This is a genomic window from Limnospira fusiformis SAG 85.79 (assembly GCF_012516315.1).
In the GTDB taxonomy this organism is placed as follows: domain Bacteria; phylum Cyanobacteriota; class Cyanobacteriia; order Cyanobacteriales; family Microcoleaceae; genus Limnospira; species Limnospira fusiformis.
This window is the reverse complement of record NZ_CP051185.1, coordinates 4,159,452-4,177,677: the sequence shown is the minus strand read 5'-3', so window position 1 is coordinate 4,177,677 and position 18,226 is coordinate 4,159,452. Positions and strand designations below refer to the sequence as shown.

Genomic DNA, 18,226 nt, shown 5'->3' with positions numbered 1-18,226 from the left:
AGTGACCAATGCCAAACTTGCGTTATGCCCAGACGAATTAGTATAGCTCCCCACTTAAGTACCGAAGAACTTGGCCGGGCTGATCACCAAGCCCAAGAGGGCTTGGAAAGTCGCCAATATCAAATTATTTGGTTGTTGGCTAAGGGGAAGACCACGGAGGAAGTCCAAGAAATTACGGGCTACAGTCGCATCTGGATTTATGAATTGGTAAAGAGATACAACCAATTGGGATTAAAAGGGCTGGGTGCGCGCCGAAAAGGAAATCCCGGACATCCACCGTTAATTGATGATGTGACTCAAGCTCAGTTATGGCAAGCCCTGCAAGGAACAGCGCCGGATGGGGGACTGTGGAACGGTCGCCAGGTGGCAGACTGGTTGACAGGAGTAACTGGACGAAAAATTAGCCGACAAAGGGGATGGGAGATTCTGCGACAAATGACATTTCGGCTTCGTGTACCGAGACCGGCTCACATCGAAAGTGACGAAGACGAGCAGCAAGCCTGGAAAAAAAACTGGTAACGGAGTTAGAGGGACTTCGCCGGAGATACCCTGATGCACAGGTGCAATTGTGGAGCGAAGATGAACACCGTCTGGGACTCAAACCGGTGATGCGACGTATTTATGTAGCGGAAGATTGTCAACCACTCGCCCATATTAATTGGAAATTCGAGTGGTTATGGCTATATGGTTTTGTGAGACCGGAAACGGGAGAGACTTATTGGTGGATTATACCTTACGTCAATACAACTCTATTTAGTCGAGTGTTACAGGAGTTTGCTGCCGAATTTAAATTAGGTCCAAATCAACACATTATGTTAGTGGTTGATCAAGCCGGATGGCATATCAGTAAGAATCTGAAAGTACCCGAAGGACTGCATTTAATGTTTCTACCGTCCCATTCCCCGGAACTACAACCAGCAGAAAGACTGTGGCCTCTGGTAGATGAACCCATTGCCAATCGTTCATTTGAGAATCTTGATCAGCTAGAGGAACTCTTGTGTGCTCGCTGCCGAAGTTTGTGGAAACAGCGCGAATTAATTCGAGGCTTGACCAGTTTTCATTGGTGGCCTCAAACCGAGACTTTACTATAATTGATTATCCGGACTTGATATCAGCGGTCAGACAAGCCACCTCCACGTCAGGAAATAGTGCCTCGAAGCGGTCGAATAAGTCCATGCGTTCGCCACTGTTGCTATTGCCCTTTTTGTCAAGCATCGTCCACAGCAGGGGAAAGGCAATCCCCTCGTGGACGACTGCCAACATCAAGATGTTGAAATGGGTTTGACCGAAAGACCAACAGGTGCGGTCGAGACTAAGAGTCCAAGGTTGGGGAATGTCAATGAGGCTAACGACGAAACGGGCAATCTCTGCCCGGTCAAATTTGAATTGCCGAAAAAAACGTTGTAATCGCTGGTAATTTGAGGAAATTTGCACAGGATTTGCGAATACAGTCGCTATTTCCATCAGATTAACCGTCTTTGTTTGGAATAGCGCCATCAGGAACAGGCAGACAAAGTTTAATCTCGCCCCGTGCCAGGGCAAGTGAGGGCGCAAAGTGTCTCGTAATCGGTTAAGCTCGTTCATGAGAGGGAAGTTTGGTTTGTGGTAATTCCGATCTAACCCTCTCACCCCAACTTGGCGCTACCCCCCCACCCCTCGACTTTCACCTCAGCCCGGAGCGCCCCCTTCAGAATTTTCGGCTAGATTCCCTTTTGGCTAAGACTTTCAGCTTTTTTGTCCTGTACTGAGGTACCCCGGTTCTGAGGACAAATCTAACGATGGAATGCCCATATAATCGGAACGTTGTAACCCCTCTAATGCTCTGCCTATAAACAAGTGAGTAATGCAATTCACAAGGCAGTAGTGAAACATTTAAGCGCATGCTTAGAGGGTTAAGGATGTGACCAGAAGCTAAAGCCCAATTGTAATGGTTGGGATATGCCCACAGGTCACGGTGGGGATATAGATACTGCGGTCAGTAAGAGTATAATGGCGAGGACGAGTGTAAAGACTACGTGGTGCATATAGCTCTGAACATCGAAGTAGAAAGCAGGTCTCTTGATTCTGCTCCTTTGACAAATAGGGTATCCACACCAGGAGCCGTGTGATGGGAAACTATCAAGCACGGTTCTGAATGGGAGTTCGGGAAGGTGACTTCACTCTCGACCCCTAACCCTCCTAGGGGAAAGGATGTGACTGAAAGCTAATGCCTAACTGTAATGGTTAGGATATGCCCACTAGTCACGGTGTGGATATAGAGACCGCGACAACTAAGAGTGTTTATGACGAGAGCGAGTTAATGACTACGTGGTTGTATATAGCTCCGAAAGTTGAGGTCATAAAGCAGGGGGTTGTAGCCCTGTTCCTACTGACAATAGGGTATCTACATTAGGAGCCGTGTGATGTGAAAGTATCAAGCACGGTTTGGAATTGGAGTTGGGGAAGGCGACTTCCCTTTCGACCATAACTACTTCTACGTTTAACAGCAGCAGTCCGTATATTGACCTTGAGATTCCCTTCCTTGCCTGGAGGTGAGTCCAAGCGTCGGGACATACAAACAGTTATGGGGTGTTCATGTCACCTTCATTTATCCAGACTCGGGGCTGGAACCCCACCAGGAGTTGATTTCAGGCATTGCAGCCTTATTTCTTCTCCTGAACGTTTCGCTCATATAAGAATATTTTACCATGCCCGACGACACTCCTGTTGCTATTGTCGATACTAATGAGGTTTATTGCCAATTTTATAATTTGGGACTAATTTCTTATCAACAGGCTTGGAGATGGCAGCAAGACTTAGTGGCCGATCGCATTAATTGTCCAAATTTAGAGGATATTTTGATTTTATTAGAACACCCGCCCGTTTATACCCTGGGACAGGGGGCTAGTTCTGAATTTCTCAAGTTTGACCCCCATGAGTCTGAATATGAACTGTACAGAGTAGAACGGGGTGGGGAAGTGACCTATCACTGTCCCGGTCAGTTGGTGGGATATCCGATTTTGAACCTGCGACGATATCAAATGGACTTACATTGGTATTTGCGGCAACTAGAAGAAGTATTGATTCGGACAATTAGGGTTTGGGGAATTGAGGCCCAGCGCGTTGAGGGTTTGACAGGGGTTTGGGTGGGGGAAACTAAAGTAGCAGCCATTGGCATTAAGGTGAGTCGCTGGATTACTATGCACGGGTTCGCCTTGAATGTTTGTCCTGACTTAACTGGATTTAAAGCGATCGTTCCCTGTGGTATTTCTGATTTCCCCGTAGGGAGTCTGGCTGAATTAGTCCCGGATATTTCCATCGAGCAAGTCCGGGATGTCCTCGCGGCCTGTTTTGCTGAAGTTTTTGGAGTCACCCTCAAACTTACTCGAGAGGAAAAGGCGCCCGGAACGATCGCCATAACTTGAGCCAAAGGAGCCCCACAAGGGTCTATTCACCCATCAAAACTAAGATTTTGACTGAATTGCTGGGGTAGATGGCTCATGCTTGCGGAAAGTTTCCTCCCATTGATTAGGAGATAGTCGGGGGATTAACCACTTGCCAAACTGGGTATATAAGGCTGGAATGACTAACACTCTTTAAAGCCGTAGAGGTGAATAATCCTCCTAATACCACGATGGCGAGGGGTTGTAGAACTTCATTTCCGGCCCCCTGTGCGATCGCCAACGGTAACATTCCCAGAGCAGAAGTTAAAGCCGTCATCAGGATAGGATTTAACCGCTCTAGGGACCCTTGAGTAATAACCTCTTTTAACAGCATCCCTTGAGCAAACTTCTGGTTGTAGTTATCCACCAACAGCAAACCATTGCGGACAGCCACCCCAAACAGGGTAATAAACCCGATCAGAGAAGCAATGGAGATTACCCCCCCCGTTAAGAGAATCGAGACAATACCACCCACCAAGGCCAGGGGAAGATTGAGCATAATCGCCACAGTTGCCGGGAGAGACTTAACCGAGAAGAACATCAAAATGGCAATCATAATCGCGGCCAGGAGGCTATACCAGACCAGATTATTGGTGGCTTTTTGTTCCGCTTCAAACTGTCCGCCATATTGGATAAAGTAGCCATTGGGTAACTGGACATTTTGGCGGATAGCAGCTTGAATGTCACTCACCACACTGCCTAAGTCTCTTTCCGCAACGTTGGCTGATACGACAATTAAACGAGACACATTTTCCCGATTCACCACATTAGCCCCCATACCATATTCAACTCTAGCCACAGCACTGAGGGGAATAATTTGTCCGGTGGGGGTAGAGAGGGGAATCGCCCCAATGGCATCTAAATTATTGCGTGAGGCGATCGGCAAACCGACGATAATATTAATCAGTTGTTGATTTTCCGGGACTTGGGACACCACTTGACCATTGAGGGCGGTTGCCACGACTTCAGAAATGGCAGCCATAGTTAAACCATAACCAGCCGCCGCCGAGCGGTCATAATGAATTTGAACTTGGCGGATAGGTAATTGAGGTTCTAATTGTAAGTCTACGACTCCCGCAATGGGTTTGATGGCATCGCGGACTTGTTCCCCGACTTGACGCAACTGGACTAAATCGGGGCCAAAAATTTTGACAGCGATCGCACTTCTGACCCCCGATAAAACTTCATCCATGCGGTGAGAAATAAAACCGCCAATATTGGGAGCAACCCCCGGCAATTGCAGAAACTTCTCCCGCAGTTGCTGAACAGCAGCCTCTCGGTCTTCCAGGGCAACATCACTCAACTCTACATCCACATGAGCCATGTTCACCCCCGCCCCATCAGCATCCCCCGGAGCGCGTCCAGCGCGGACTTGTACCCATTCATAAAGGGGATTATCTTGTAGGGATTGAGCCAGAGCCATTCCCGCCCGATTGGTCATCTCCAAAGAGACACCAGGGAATAAAACCATAGAGTTGACCATGGATTTTTCCTGAAATTCCGGCAGGAAAACCCGTCCCAAGGAAGGCACAACGGCTAGAGTAGCCACTAAGGAGGCTAAGGCTAATCCTAAAATCAGTTGGGGAGTCCTCAGAGACAAATTGAGCAGAGGGCGATACCAACTTTCGGCCAAGCGTGAAATAAAAGTGCCTTCCTGGGGGAGTCTATGATGAGCCAATAAAATGGCACAGAGGGCGGGAGAAAGGGTCATGGCGACCAAAGTAGAGGCCGCAATGGAGAGCAAATAAGCCCAACCCATGGGGGCGAAAATTCGCCCTTCTACCCCCGTTAAACTAAAAATGGGGGCAAAGACGACTATGATAATAACCGTGGAAAAAATGACGGCTAAACGGACCTGAACCGAAGTGTCATAAACCACTTGAAAGGGGGGTTTTGGGGTTTCTTGGGTTTGATTCCGCCGTAAACCACGATAGCAGTTTTCCATATCCACAATGGCATCATCGACCACGGAGCCGATCGCCACCACTAGGCCGCCCAGGGTCATAGTATTGATCCCTAACCCCACAGCTTTCATCAACATTAAGCCAATCAGCAGAGACAAAGGAATAGCACTCAGGGTAATGATGGCCGTGCGCAAATTCATTAAAAAGAGCAACATAATCACCGAAACGATGATGATTCCTTGAATCAGGGAGCCGCTAACGTTGCCAATGGCAGAATCAATGAAGTTTGACTGACGGAAAGTGCGTTGAACTTCCACATCAGGGGGAAAGGTAGACTGTAGGGAGTTCATCACCGCTTCCACGGCTTGGGTGACGGTGGGGGTGTCTATATCGGGTTGTTTGTTAATCATCAACACCACCGCCGCCTGTCCGTTAAAGCTGGCATCTCCCCGTTTAAGTGCCGCTCCCGTTTTGACTTCAGCCACATCTTGCAGCAAAATCGGTTCACCGTATTGAACTTTCACCACCGACTGCTGCAAGTCTTCTAGGGTGTTAACCTGTCCGATGCCTCGGATGAGTAACTCTTGACCTCCGCCTACGAGAAAACCCCCTGGGGCGTTGGAATTGGCTTCCCTTGCCGCTTCAGTTACTTCAGTAAGGGAGACTTGACGCGATCGCAACAGTTGCGGATCGACCAAAATCTGTTCTTCCCGTTCATCCCCCCCATAAATAGTCACCTGAGACACACCAGGAACCGAGAGAATCTGATTTCTGAGGGTAACATCCACCAAACGGCGTAAATCCATCAGAGACGTTTCTCCCTGACCATTCACCGTAAAGGCATATTGCAGAATCGTTCCCAAAGGAGAGACTAAGGGGGAAATTTCCGGCGGATGAATCCCTTGGGGAAGTTGACTCATCACCTGTTGCAGTCGTTCCGTTACAGCCTGCCGCGCTTGGTAAATATCAGCCTCCTGGTCAAAGACAACATGAACCATAGAGAGTCCCACCTTGGAGGAAGAACGCACCAGGGTAACACTGGGTAAGCCATTAACCGCACTTTCAATAGGAACCGTAATCTGAGCCTCTACTTCCTCGGGAGCCAAACCAACCGCCTCAGTTTGGATATCTACTTGAGGGGGAGCAAAGGGAGGGAAAACATCCAAGGGCATTTGCGTGATGCTCAAAAAGCCCCAGATGGTTATGACTATCGCCCCGATAACGATTAACCATCGTTGAGCAATGGAATTTTTTAGGGTCTGATTAAGGATGGTGTTAAACATCGACTAACAATAATCCTCCCTTATTTGTCGGAAAAGAGATTTTTGTTCCGACGACTCCCTGTCCAGAAGAAAATCCCACCGCAGAGGAGCAAAACTCCTCCCCCAACGGTAGCTAAAGTTCCCATCGGAAAGTTATTGCTTGTGGTTTCCGCCAGATTACCCTCAACATCCTGTTCCTGTGGGATACCTTGAGCTTCCGCTTGAGCATGAACTTCATCGGGGGGAGTGGTGGCGGTTTCTGGACTGGGTGCAGTTGCTGCTGTTTGGGTTTTGCGAGATTCAGCATAGAGGGACAAACTACCCTGGGTAACCAGTTGTTCCCCAACGGATAACCCTTCGGTTACTTCGACCCATTCCCCTTCTGCTGTTCCGATTTGCACGGGAACTGGCTCATAAAAATTACCATACAAGACAAAGGCTAACTGTTTCCCATCGGCATCGACTAGGGCGGTCATGGGAACAAGAACGCGGTAACTCCCATCCGCCGCCGGAGCAATGGGGGTAACATTAATCCCTAGGAGGGAATCGGTTTCTGGCTTGACAGGAACCCGATCAATGCCGCCTTCAGCCTGAAACTCATCCCCATGTCCTACATGGGCTAAGGTTAGGGTGGGTGTGCCGAAAATTAAGCTCAGAGCGAACATTGAGCCAATCATAGAAGTTGTGTTCATCAGACCTCCTCACAAAAAATGGGGTTTTATACCAAAGCCTCCCCAGTTTGCCAAAGAAAAGATGAAATCCAGGTGAAATCTCCCCCTTTTTCCTTCGCGGTCTGTTAACCTCGATCGCAGTCGTCTCCCCCTGGCAATTCTCACAATGCGAATCCTGTTAGTCGAAGATGAAGCGGAATTAGGATTGGCCATTAAGCAAGTTCTGGTCAATGAGAAATATATTGTCGATTGGGTAGCCGATGGGATTCAGGCTTGGCATTGTTTAGACAGTCAATGGACAGATTACACGGTGGCGATTATTGATTGGTTATTGCCTCGATTGTCGGGTTTGGAGTTATGCCAACGCATCCGCTCTCACCAGAACCCCCTACCGATTTTGATGTTAACGGCTCTGGGACAACCGGAAAATCGAATTACTGGATTTGATGCGGGGGCTGATGATTATTTAGTGAAGCCTTTTGTGATGGCGGAATTATTGGCTCGTTTACGCGCTCTCCAAAGGCGATCGCCCACCCTCCAACCCCAAACCCTGACTGTAGGCGCATTTATGCTAGATTACGCCAACAATACTATCTGTAATCGACTCACCCAACCCCCAAAAATGATTCCCTTAACGGTCAAAGAATTCCAGATTTTTGCCTATTTAATGCAAAATCCCGATCGCATTATTCCGGGGAGTAAAATCCGCTATCAACTGTGGGATTTAGAGGAGGAACCCATCAGTAATGTGGTGGCGGCGCAAATGCGCTTATTAAGGCGAAAATTAGCCAGTTATGACTGCGGGTGTCCCATTGAAACCATCCGAGGTCAGGGTTATCGTTTTAATACCTCCCCGCGATGAATAGCTATCAACTGTTTCGCCATAGCAGAATCCGTCTGGCGCTTTGGTATGCGTTAGTGATGGGTGGGATTTTGGGCTTATCGGGGTTTGGGGTGTATCGCTCTCTGATTCAGCCGAATTGGACAGCGATGGAACGGGAAATGGAATCAATCGCCGGGACACTTCATGATAGCTTAGAACCCATGCTCCCTCAATCGGGAGAGCCAACAGGTATCCTACGACAAATTTTTCCCGATTTATGCCTACAAGGACAACCTTGTAACCATCACCCCACCTTAATTCAGCGTCATACTATTGGCATTAGCGATCGCAGTACCTACTATATCCGGGTGTTCAATCATCGCGGTCAACTTTTAGCCTTTTCCCCAAATCACCCTCTCCCCTTACCCCAAACCCTAAACCCCACACCTTGGCAAACCTTTCGCAGTGCGAGAGGGACGCGCTACCATCAATTCACTACCATTCTCCACAGTGGCAAGGTTAATCCTCAAACGCCAATGCACTTAGATTCCTCTTGGGGATATATCCAAATTGGACGCACTTTAGCGACGTTTGATGCAGAAGTTAATCGAATGAGGTGGATTTTAGGTTTAGGGTTTCCCTTGGCGTTAGGTTTAGTCGTGGTGGCTGGTTGGTGGCTTTCTGGATTAGCGATGGGGCCTATTTACCAATCCTATCAACAGCAACAACAGTTTACCGCCAATGCTGCCCATGAACTGCGCTCTCCCCTCGCGACTCTTTTAGCAACTATTGAGGCTATTTTACGGGTTCCCCCATCAAATCCCCAGCAAATGCAGGCGATGCTACAAACCCTTGAACGACAGGGACGACGTTTAAGCCATTTAATCGCCGATTTATTATTTCTCAGTACCTTGGAACATCACACATCTAGCCAAATCTTTAAACCCTGTTGTTTAAATGATTTAATTCATGATTTAACTGAAGAATATGCAGAATTTGCAACTCTGGCGGAAATTAATCTAATGCAAGAAGTTCCTGCTGAGGAAATTTATGTGTTAGGTAATGAATCTCAGCTTTATCGTTTAGTGTCGAATTTAATCGCTAATGCCATTCAATATACGCCTAAAGCAGGGGAAGTGGTGGTGAGTTTAATGGTGCGCGATCGCACGGCTTTAATTACAGTCCAAGATACAGGGATTGGCATGGCCGTAGCAGCCCAAACTCGAATTTTTGAGAGATTTTATCGGGTGGATAGCGATCGCTCTCGCCCAACTGGGGGAACCGGATTAGGACTAGCCATAGCACAGGCGATCGCTTATCATCATCAAGCATCTCTGACGGTCAAAAGTGAACTGGGAAAAGGCAGTTTATTTACCCTGCAATTTCCTTGTATAGCAGAACCCAAGTTGCTTAAAAACTTCCCCTCTCTGAAACGGTGAGTCTTTCAAGGGGATTTGAGATTAGAAGGGAATCGGATCGTCATCACCCGGAGTATCTGATTGAGATGGTTCAGGGTTAGGAGTAACGGGAGAGCGAGTTTCCGGTGCATCATATTCTAATCCAGAGGTTGGGGGATTAGGGCTCGTGCGGTTACGACTACCAAGGGGGACCACATTACTCGGGGCGGAACTGGGGGCGGAACTGGGGGCGGAATGAGTGTTGATCGGGGTTTCTGGGTTGCCAGATATCAAACTACTGATAGTATAAATCCGCGTCGCGACCAATTCGGCTCGCTTCTCTTTAAAGCCTTCGGGTCTTTCCACCACGTTCATCCCCAAGCGACCTTCGATGAGTACACAATCACCCACATGATAGTTTTGTCCAATTTCTTGGGCTGTATTTCCCCACCCAATTACTTTTAAGTGTGATGGGGGGTCATTGGGTCGGTTACTGCTGAACTCGACTAACATTTCGGCAATGGGTATTTGATTATCGGCTGTGTAGCGCAGTTGTGGTTCCTGAATAATTTTGGCGGTCAAAATACAGCTATTCATGCAAATTATATCTCTTGAAAACAGTAGGTTACAGCTAGTTATCGAGAATCAGGGCTAATAGTCTTCTCGGTTCATACCTTGAACTTGATTTACAAAATCTTGTACCATATTTCGGTATTCTCTGAGGGTAGCATCAGCCCAATCTCGATCGTCGCTGTTGGCATAGATATGGATTAGGGGTTCTCCAGCATCAGGAAGAATCAAAATCCAATTATCGTCTTGGTAGTTAATGAGTTTGACTCCATCGATCAATTCTAAGTTTTCTGGCGCATGGGTTTCTACTAGATGTCGCATGAGTGCACCTTTGACAGACCAAGGACAACGAACAGTATAGCGACGGTGTATGACATGGGGGAGATCGGTGCGAATTTGACCGAGCGATCGCTCCTGTGTGGTCAGAATTTCAATCATTTTGGCAATCGAGAACATGGCATCAAAACCGGGGTGCATTTGGGGGAAGATGAACCCCATATCACCACTACCGCCGAGTACGACATTAGGATGAGCTTGACAGGCTTCCATTAAAGCCGTGGGGTTGGCTTTAGTGCGGATAACTATGCCATCGTGTCGTCGGGCGATTTGTTCCACGGCGGAGGAGGCTTGAACGGGTACTACCACCGTGCTTCTGGGGTGAGCAGTCAGAACCATAGTCACCATGAGGGCGGTTAGTTCTTCTCCCCGAATCAGGCTACCACTTTCATCTACCAAAATGAACTGTTCGCCATTTGCATAGACTTGAACCCCGAAGTTAGCTCTGAGGGCTTCAACTACCCGGCCTAGTTGATCCAGTAGATTTTCGCGATCGCTTGGGGAAATAGCAATTTGATTTAGACTAGCATTGAGGACTACCGCATCGCAACCAAACTTAGCAAGTAGGCGAGGTAAAAGGGCTCCCGACACTGCATAGACATAATCTATGACGACTTTAGCATTGCTGTGGCGCAGCCCATCGATATTGAGGTGTCTTTCAAAAGCCGTGCGGTAGGTGTCGATCACCTCGCTGGGGTAAGTCATGTTACCAATTTCCGCCACCCCGGCGCGTCGCAGGTCTTCTTTGAAGTAAGCACCTTCGATTTTTTTCTCTTTGGCTTTGGTGATGTTAATGCCTTTGTTGTCGAGAAATTCAATCAGAATCTGATCCGAGCGATCTGGAGATAGGCGCACATGAATACCGCCCACAACAGTGAGGTTACGAATCACCGTGCGGACTACCGGAATAGCTGTATCTTCTAGGTTAAGGACATTGACTCCCACGGACATCAAGCCAGAAATTAGCGATCGCGTTACCATCCGAGAAATGCGGCGTTGGTCACGGGATACCGCCACCGTAGCCACTTGTTTAAGGGTTGACCCGTAGGCTGCTCCCAATTTAACCGCAAATTCCGGTGTAATATCAATGTTAGCCAGTCCGAGAACTCCCCGTTGACCGAAAAGGTTACGCCTAGCCGTGTTTCCCCAAATTAAGTTAATGTTGAGGGTAGCGCCCGATTCAATTTTTTTGCTAGGCCAAACCCGGACATTGGGGCTGATCAGGCTTTCTTCTCCTACCGTAGATAACGAGCCGACCACTGACCCCTCTAGGACATGGGCGCGGCGGTCTACCCTTGCTCCTCTAGCAATCACACAGGCGCGTAAGTGTACATCTTCACCGATAATGGCTCCGTTCCAAACAATCGGGCGTTTAAGGTTGGCATCACTCCCTATGGTGACATTATCTCCGAGGATGGTTCCCGCTTCTATATGCGCTCTAGCTGCAATTCTACAGTTATTACCAATAATCACAGGGGCTTCAATGCGGGCATAATCATCGATATAGGTGTTTTCACCGACCCAGACTCCTGGCGATCGCTCTCGCACGTGAAAATCTAACTTAACTTTCCCCCGTAGTGCATCATATTGGGATTCACGATAGGCTTCTAAGTGACCCACATCGCACCAGTAGCCTTCAGCAATAAAGCCATACATGGGAACCCCTTTTTCTAATAACAGGGGAAAAAGGTCGTTAGAAAAATCGCATTCTTGATTAGGGGGCAAATATTCCAGCACTTCCGGTTCTAGGACATAGATTCCCGTGTTGACCGTATCGGAAAATATTTCGCTAGTCGAGGGTTTTTCTAAAAACCGCTTGATGCGTTGATTTTCGTCCGTAATCACCACCCCAAAATCGAGAGGGTTGGGAACCCGGGTTAATATCAACGTAGCTTTCGATTGTTGGGAAGTGTGAAACTTAACCGCCGCGCTGAGGTCAAAATCAGTTATGCTATCGCCGCTGATCACTAAGAAGGTACTGTCTAGAAGTTCGGCAATGTTTTTCACACATCCTGCAGTTCCCAGGGGTTGATCCTCTTCCACCGAATAGGTGATTTGAACGCCAAAGTCGCTGCCATTATGGAAGTATTCCCGCATGATGTCCGGTAAATAGTGCAGGGTAGCGATAACTTCCTGGAAATGGTGCCGCCTCAGTAGGTTAATGATATGTTCCGCAATGGGGCGATTCAGTATGGGCACCATTGGTTTGGGTAAATCACAGGTAAGAGGTCTGAGTCGTGTTCCTGACCCCCCAGCCATCAGCACTGCTCTCATAGTTCCTCCTGGCGACTTATTAAAGACAATATTAAACTTTTTCGGCTAATATTTAGCTTTTCTTTAGATTCATTTTGGTTTTGCGGACCGAATGCTGCCAAATATGAGATTTTTATGAATTTAGCCGAAAAATTCGAGTGTACAGAGCTAGATTGTATTTAATTTTACCCCTTTATGGGCAGCTTAGTTGATATAACTAAGTTCCATTTCACAGATGATTTGGAGGCAAGTATGCAATACACATTTAACTTGGTGGGAGTTTCTCCAATTCTTTCGTTTTTTTACCAGCAACAGCAGCAACAGGAACAACAGACCAGCGGCATTGAATATCTAGGCCATCGTCAGTGTACCCTGGATATGTTTCTTGGGTCGGTGGAAATGGTGGCATCCAAGCGGGGATGGCAATGCGATCGCGTTGTGGATACCGTGATTAATTTTTGGATGAATAATTCTGAGAGTATCCAGTATTGGAAAGGCCGACTGGAGGATGCTGGTCACGAGAATTTGCTAGTGGCGCGGGTGGCTGATTTAAAGTCTTTGCGGACTACTTTTGAGTCGTTACTTGATGCTTAATTGGTAGATGGGTCGTGGCGGGTGGTTTGAGGAAAAACAGAAAAAACCCGCCCGGTAATAGTCCCACATAAATACCGAACTATTGATATCATTTGTGATCGCACTCTTGAGGTAGTTTGCTGATGGGTGCGAGTTGTTTCGTGGCTTGATCTGATGTCTCGTGCTAAAGCGCTGCAATTTTATGTGATTACTCGGCTGTTGTTGGCCCCGCTGATGTTGTGGACGATTACTTCCGTGGTGTTTCTATTGTTGCGGGCGACACCCGGTGATCCAGTAGATGCTATTCTTGGCCCTAGAGCGCCTAGTGCGGCTAAGGAAGCCTTGCGATCGCAGTTAGGTTTGGGGGGGTCCTTGCTAGAACAATATATAAGTTATATGGGCGCTCTACTGCGCTTCGATTTGGGCATTTCTATAACTACTCAAGGACAGTCCGTCTGGCAGATTATTGGTGATCATTTTCCCGCTACCGTCGAATTAGCAGTTTTTAGTATGTTGGTCGCCCTCGTCGTGGGAATTACTGTCGGGGCTGTGGCCGCTTTTAAACCTAATACTATTTGGGACACTGGGGGACGCTTATTTGGAATTATTACTTATTCGGTTCCCGCTTTTTGGGCGGGGATGCTGTTGCAGTTGATTTTTGCCGTGTGGTTGGGCTGGTTTCCTTTGGGGACCCGTTTTCCGGTGACCGTGACTCCTCCTCCTAGTTATACCGGACTTTATACCGTTGATAGTTTGTTGAGTGGCAATTTGGGCGCTTTCTGGACGACTATATATTATCTGTGTCTACCCTGTGTGACTTTGGGGATTTTGCTGAGTGGCATTTTCGAGCGCATTGTCCGGGTGAATTTGAGACAAACTCTACAAGCTGATTATGTCGAGGCGGCGCGGGCGCGGGGGGTCTCCGAGTTACGGATTTTGCTGGCTCATGCTCTCAAAAATGCCATGATTCCCGTGATTACCGTTTTGGGGCTGACTTTTGCCGCTTTGTTGGGAGGGGCGATTTTAACTGAGGTGACTTTTTCTTGGCCGGGATTAGCTAATCGCTTGTATGAGGCTATTCGTCTGCGAGATTATCCCACAGTCCAGGGGGTGGTTGTGTTTTTGGCCGTAATTGTCGTGATCGCTAGTTTGGCGATCGATATTTTGAATGCTTGCATTGACCCCCGGATTCGCTATTAATTGCTTCTCAGAAAATATACTTAGTTATTAATACTTAGTAAATTTTGAAGAGACTTTAATAAATTTTAACAAACTAAAAGGCACTGGCAGTGTATAAATGATATTTGAAGGGGTGAGAAGGAAGGCGAATGTTGGTTTATGAAGTTTCATTAACATTTGTATCAAAATATTAAATTCTTCTCATAAACCGCGTACAATCTTTTAAGATTTCAGAAAGTGTTCTAGGATACTTGAGAAATGGACCACGGGGCAATTGTGAAAAGCCTTTGTCCAGGGTTCACCCCGGAAGGGGTCTGAGGAGATGGCACCAGTGGATTGATTGTAGTAATCATTCATGGTGTGTAGAATCCCAAGCTAACTCTAAGCAAGTCAACAAGTAGGAGATAAGTCCATGTTTGATGCCTTCACCAAGGTGGTTTCTCAGGCTGATACTCGCGGCGAAATGCTGAGTACAGCTCAAATCGATGCTCTGAGCCAAATGGTTGCTGAAAGCAACAAACGTTTGGATGCCGTTAACCGCATTACTAGCAACGCTTCCACCATCGTTTCTAATGCTGCTCGTTCTTTGTTTGCAGAGCAGCCCCAACTGATTGCTCCCGGTGGAAACGCCTACACCAGCCGTCGTATGGCTGCTTGCTTGCGTGACATGGAAATCATCCTGCGTTATGTTACCTACGCTGTGTTCGCTGGCGACGCAAGTGTTCTCGAAGATCGTTGCTTGAACGGTTTGCGTGAAACTTACCTGGCTTTGGGAACTCCCGGTTCCTCCGTTGCTGTCGGTGTTGGCAAAATGAAAGAAGCTGCTCTGGCGATCGTTAACGATCCCGCAGGTATCACTCCTGGCGATTGTAGCGCTTTGGCTTCAGAAATCGCTAGTTACTTTGATCGTGCATGTGCTGCAGTTTCCTAATCAAGCAGATCCATAGCATATAACAATTGAAACAGTTTAGCTGAAGTCTAAGTGACTGGACTTCTGTTTGTTACCTAATTTTTTGTAAACCAATCGGGAGATAACTCGAGAATGAAAACCCCCCTAACCGAAGCAGTTTCTATCGCTGATTCCCAAGGTCGTTTCCTAAGCAGCACCGAAATCCAAGTGGCTTTTGGCCGTTTTCGTCAAGCCAAAGCTGGTCTGGAAGCTGCTAAAGCTTTGACCTCTAAAGCTGATAGTCTGATCAGTGGTGCTGCCCAAGCAGTGTACAACAAGTTCCCCTACACCACCCAAATGCAGGGACCTAACTACGCGGCAGACCAACGCGGTAAGGACAAATGTGCTCGTGACATAGGCTACTACCTGCGGATGGTAACTTATTGCCTGATTGCTGGTGGAACTGGCCCCATGGATGAGTACCTGATTGCCGGTATTGATGAAATCAACCGGACTTTCGAGCTTTCTCCAAGCTGGTACATTGAAGCCCTGAAATACATCAAAGCTAACCACGGTTTGTCTGGTGACGCTGCTGTTGAAGCTAACTCCTACCTCGACTACGCGATCAACGCCCTAAGCTAGGTCTTTTTTTGCGTTGCCCGGAACGGTAAATAGCTGTTAGCAATTGGGTTATCAGTTATTTAGCAGTCCGGGCATATTTTATTAAAGCGGGATCAGCTTGGTAAAATCGGTATCCGAGATTACCTAACCGATTAAAAAGAGTTTTTTCTCTATAACGTCAAAAAATCGGGAGAAGATTAATAATGGTTGGTTTAGCAGAAGCAAGTCGCCTAGGAATCAGAGCTTTTGAAGAGTCTGAGCGAGTGGAACTGCGCCCTAACTTCACCGAGGGTGATGTCCAAGCTGTGATTTGGGCTGCATATCGTCAGGTGATGGGTAATGAACACCTGATGCAACGGGAGCGCTTAACAAGTGCTGAGTCTTTGTTGCGCCAGGGTGAAATTACGGTGCGGGATTTCGTGCGAGCGTTAGCTGTTTCGGAACTGTACCGGAAAAAGTTTTTTTATGGGAATAGCCAAGTTCGGTTTATTGAGCTGAACTATAAGCATTTGCTGGGTCGGGCTCCTTATGATGAGTCAGAAATCGCGTTTCACGTTGACCTGTATAACGAGGAAGGCTACGAGGCTGAGATTAATTCTTACCTCGATTCTCCTGAGTATTTGGAAAGTTTCGGGGAAAATGTAGTTCCTTACTACCGTGGTTTTGCTACCCAACGGGGTCAGTGGACTGTGGGATTTAACCGGATGTTCCAACTTTACCGGGGATACGCGAATAGCGATCGCGCTCAAAATCAAACCCAAGGACGTTTAACTTGGGAAGTAGCTCGCAATACATCTTCGCCGATTTCTCCAGCCGGGAGCGGACAAGCTCTGGTGGGGGCTAATGGTGGCTCGCGCGGTCAATTGTATCGTGTGGTAGTAGTACAAAAGCCCACACAGTTGACACCGAGAATGCGTAAAGCTACAGCAGAGTATACAGTAGCCTACGAGCAACTTTCAGGACAGTTGCAGCGGATCAACCGCATGGGCGGACGGGTCATCAGCGTGACCCCTGCTTAGAACAGCAAGTTGTTAACTGTTAACCAGTTAATAACAATAGCATAATCAAGTTAGATTGTCTAGGACTAAATCCGCAAGTAATTCGGTTGTGATCATAGGAGGATTTTAGTGGCCATTACAACCCAAGCGTCTCGGTTAGGGACAACAGCTTTCCAGGAGAGTTCTCTGGTAGAGTTGCGCCCCAATTGGAGTCGTGACAATGCCCAAGAGGTAATTCGTGCGGTATACCGTCAATTACTGGGTAATGATTATCTGATGAGTTCTGAGCGCCTCACGAGTGCGGAGTCACTGTTGTGCGATGGTAGCATCACAGTACGGGAGTTGGTGCGGTGTGTGGCGAAGTCAGAGCTTTATAAAAAGAAATTCTTTTACCCGAATTTCCAGACCCGTGTAATTGAACTAAATTACAAACACCTGTTGGGTCGGGCTCCCTATGATGAGTCAGAGGTGGTTTTCCACTTAGACTTATATCAAAACGAAGGGTACGATGCCGATATCGATTCTTATATTGATTCTCCAGAATATCTGGAGAGCTTCGGCGAAAATATTGTTCCCTACTACCGTGGTTTCGAGACTCAGCGGGGACAGAAAACGGTTGGTTTTACCCGGATGTTCCGCCTGTATCGGGGTTATGCTAATAGTGATAGCGCTCAAGGTGAAGGCACTATGTCTCGTCTGGCGCAGGAACTAGGTGCTAACCGCGCTTCTGTGGTAGTGGCTCCTTCTGGGGATTCGGATGGTTGGTCCTATCGTCCATCTGGACAGAGTGTGGCTCCTAGCACTGGATTCAGCCAAGGTGGAGTTCTGCAAGCGGGACGGACTTACCGTGTAGAGGTTTCTGGAATCCGTGAGCGCCGTTATCCCAGAGTACGTCGTTGCAGTAAGGCTTTTATTGTTCCTTATGATCAGCTTTCGGCACAACTGAGGGAAATTCAGCGCCAAGGTGGCACAATTGCCAGCATTACGCCTATTTAGAATGGCAAGAGAAAACTTGATTGTTTTGGGAGATTAATAGGGACAATGTTGGGTTACATCAGTGCCGGAAAAATGGGCAGTAGTCCTTCGGGCGCTCGCTTCTTCAAATATGAAGTGGTGGGAATGCGTCAGAATGACGAAACCGACAAGACAGAATATCAGATTCGCTCGAGTGGGAGTCAATTTGTAATTGTTCCTTACAATAGGATGAATCAGGAAATGCGGCGGATTAACCGCATGGGTGGTAAAATTGTTAGCATTGAGCCGATGACTACCGATAATACGGTGTCTGAAGCTGAGGGCGAATAATTTAGACCATTCAATTCTGATTT

The 18,226-nt window shown here is 47.6% G+C and carries 13 protein-coding genes and 3 pseudogenes; 11 read left to right on the top strand and 5 right to left on the bottom strand.

Annotated elements, in window-relative coordinates; translation table 11 throughout:
* The first annotated feature begins 24 nt into the window (after positions 1-24).
* Positions 25-1,091 (top strand): annotated as a pseudogene (locus tag HFV01_RS19555) (IS630-like element ISAtsp4 family transposase).
* Positions 1,092-1,110: 19 nt separating this feature from the next.
* Here the strand turns inward: HFV01_RS19555 and HFV01_RS19550 are convergent.
* Positions 1,111-1,584: pseudogene (locus HFV01_RS19550) on the bottom strand (IS4-like element ISAtsp3 family transposase); the annotation flags it as partial.
* Positions 1,585-2,687: 1,103 nt separating this feature from the next.
* Here HFV01_RS19550 and lipB point away from each other — a divergent pair.
* Positions 2,688-3,404 carry a lipoyl(octanoyl) transferase LipB gene (lipB, locus tag HFV01_RS19545; protein ID WP_006620887.1) on the top strand — a complete coding sequence of 239 codons (717 nt, stop codon included), beginning with the start codon at positions 2,688-2,690 and terminating at the stop codon, positions 3,402-3,404.
* A 39-nt stretch (positions 3,405-3,443) separates the two neighbouring features.
* Here lipB and HFV01_RS19540 read toward each other — a convergent pair.
* Together HFV01_RS19540 and HFV01_RS19535 are read right to left on the bottom strand one after the other, a co-directional pair.
* A pseudogene (locus HFV01_RS19540) lies at positions 3,444-6,609 on the bottom strand (efflux RND transporter permease subunit).
* 20 nt (positions 6,610-6,629) lie between these two features.
* On the bottom strand, positions 6,630-7,280 hold the full coding sequence (locus tag HFV01_RS19535) for a permuted SH3 domain-containing protein (protein ID WP_006620884.1): 651 nt from the start codon (positions 7,278-7,280) through the stop codon (positions 6,630-6,632).
* A gap of 145 nt (positions 7,281-7,425) precedes the next feature.
* Here HFV01_RS19535 and rppA point away from each other — a divergent pair, with 145 nt between their 5' ends.
* Complete coding sequence (gene rppA, locus HFV01_RS19530; protein ID WP_006620883.1) at positions 7,426-8,121, top strand: two-component system response regulator RppA; 696 nt, start codon at positions 7,426-7,428, stop codon at positions 8,119-8,121.
* Positions 8,118-9,521, top strand: a complete 1,404-nt coding sequence (rppB, locus tag HFV01_RS19525) for a two-component system sensor histidine kinase RppB (RefSeq protein ID WP_006620882.1) — start codon at positions 8,118-8,120, stop codon at positions 9,519-9,521. Before rppA ends, rppB begins: the two co-directional genes overlap by 4 nt.
* A 21-nt stretch (positions 9,522-9,542) precedes the next feature.
* On the opposite strand, the gene HFV01_RS19520 is transcribed toward rppB, so the two are convergent.
* Positions 9,543-10,076 (bottom strand): single-stranded DNA-binding protein, encoded by a 534-nt coding sequence (locus HFV01_RS19520; protein ID WP_006620881.1) that lies wholly within the window; start codon positions 10,074-10,076, stop codon positions 9,543-9,545.
* 54 nt (positions 10,077-10,130) lie between these two features.
* On the bottom strand, positions 10,131-12,659 hold the full coding sequence (locus HFV01_RS19515) for a mannose-1-phosphate guanyltransferase (protein WP_006620880.1): 2,529 nt from the start codon (positions 12,657-12,659) through the stop codon (positions 10,131-10,133).
* Between the two features lie 231 nt (positions 12,660-12,890).
* Between HFV01_RS19515 and HFV01_RS19510 the strand changes: the two genes are divergently transcribed.
* From HFV01_RS19510 to cpcD, 7 genes are all read left to right on the top strand, one after another.
* On the top strand, positions 12,891-13,232 hold the full coding sequence (locus HFV01_RS19510; RefSeq protein ID WP_035759758.1) for a hypothetical protein: 342 nt from the start codon (positions 12,891-12,893) through the stop codon (positions 13,230-13,232).
* A 153-nt stretch (positions 13,233-13,385) separates the two neighbouring features.
* The gene (locus HFV01_RS19505) at positions 13,386-14,411 is read left to right on the top strand and encodes an ABC transporter permease (RefSeq protein WP_006668090.1); all 1,026 of its coding nucleotides are present in this window, start codon (positions 13,386-13,388) and stop codon (positions 14,409-14,411) included.
* 391 nt (positions 14,412-14,802) lie between these two features.
* Complete coding sequence (gene cpcB / locus HFV01_RS19500) at positions 14,803-15,321, top strand: C-phycocyanin subunit beta (RefSeq protein ID WP_006620877.1); 519 nt, start codon at positions 14,803-14,805, stop codon at positions 15,319-15,321.
* Positions 15,322-15,432: 111 nt separating this feature from the next.
* Positions 15,433-15,921, top strand: coding sequence for a C-phycocyanin subunit alpha (gene cpcA, locus HFV01_RS19495; RefSeq protein ID WP_006620876.1), 489 nt, complete (start codon positions 15,433-15,435; stop codon positions 15,919-15,921).
* A 182-nt stretch (positions 15,922-16,103) separates the two neighbouring features.
* Entirely contained in the window at positions 16,104-16,919 is an 816-nt protein-coding gene (locus tag HFV01_RS19490) for a phycobilisome linker polypeptide (protein ID WP_006620875.1), read from the top strand.
* Between the two features lie 108 nt (positions 16,920-17,027).
* Positions 17,028-17,894: a phycobilisome linker polypeptide gene (locus HFV01_RS19485; RefSeq protein ID WP_006620874.1), complete on the top strand. Its 867-nt coding sequence runs from the start codon at positions 17,028-17,030 to the stop codon at positions 17,892-17,894.
* A gap of 45 nt (positions 17,895-17,939) precedes the next feature.
* Positions 17,940-18,203 carry a rod-capping linker protein CpcD gene (cpcD, locus tag HFV01_RS19480; RefSeq protein WP_006620873.1) on the top strand — a complete coding sequence of 88 codons (264 nt, stop codon included), beginning with the start codon at positions 17,940-17,942 and terminating at the stop codon, positions 18,201-18,203.
* Positions 18,204-18,226 lie beyond the last annotated feature (23 nt).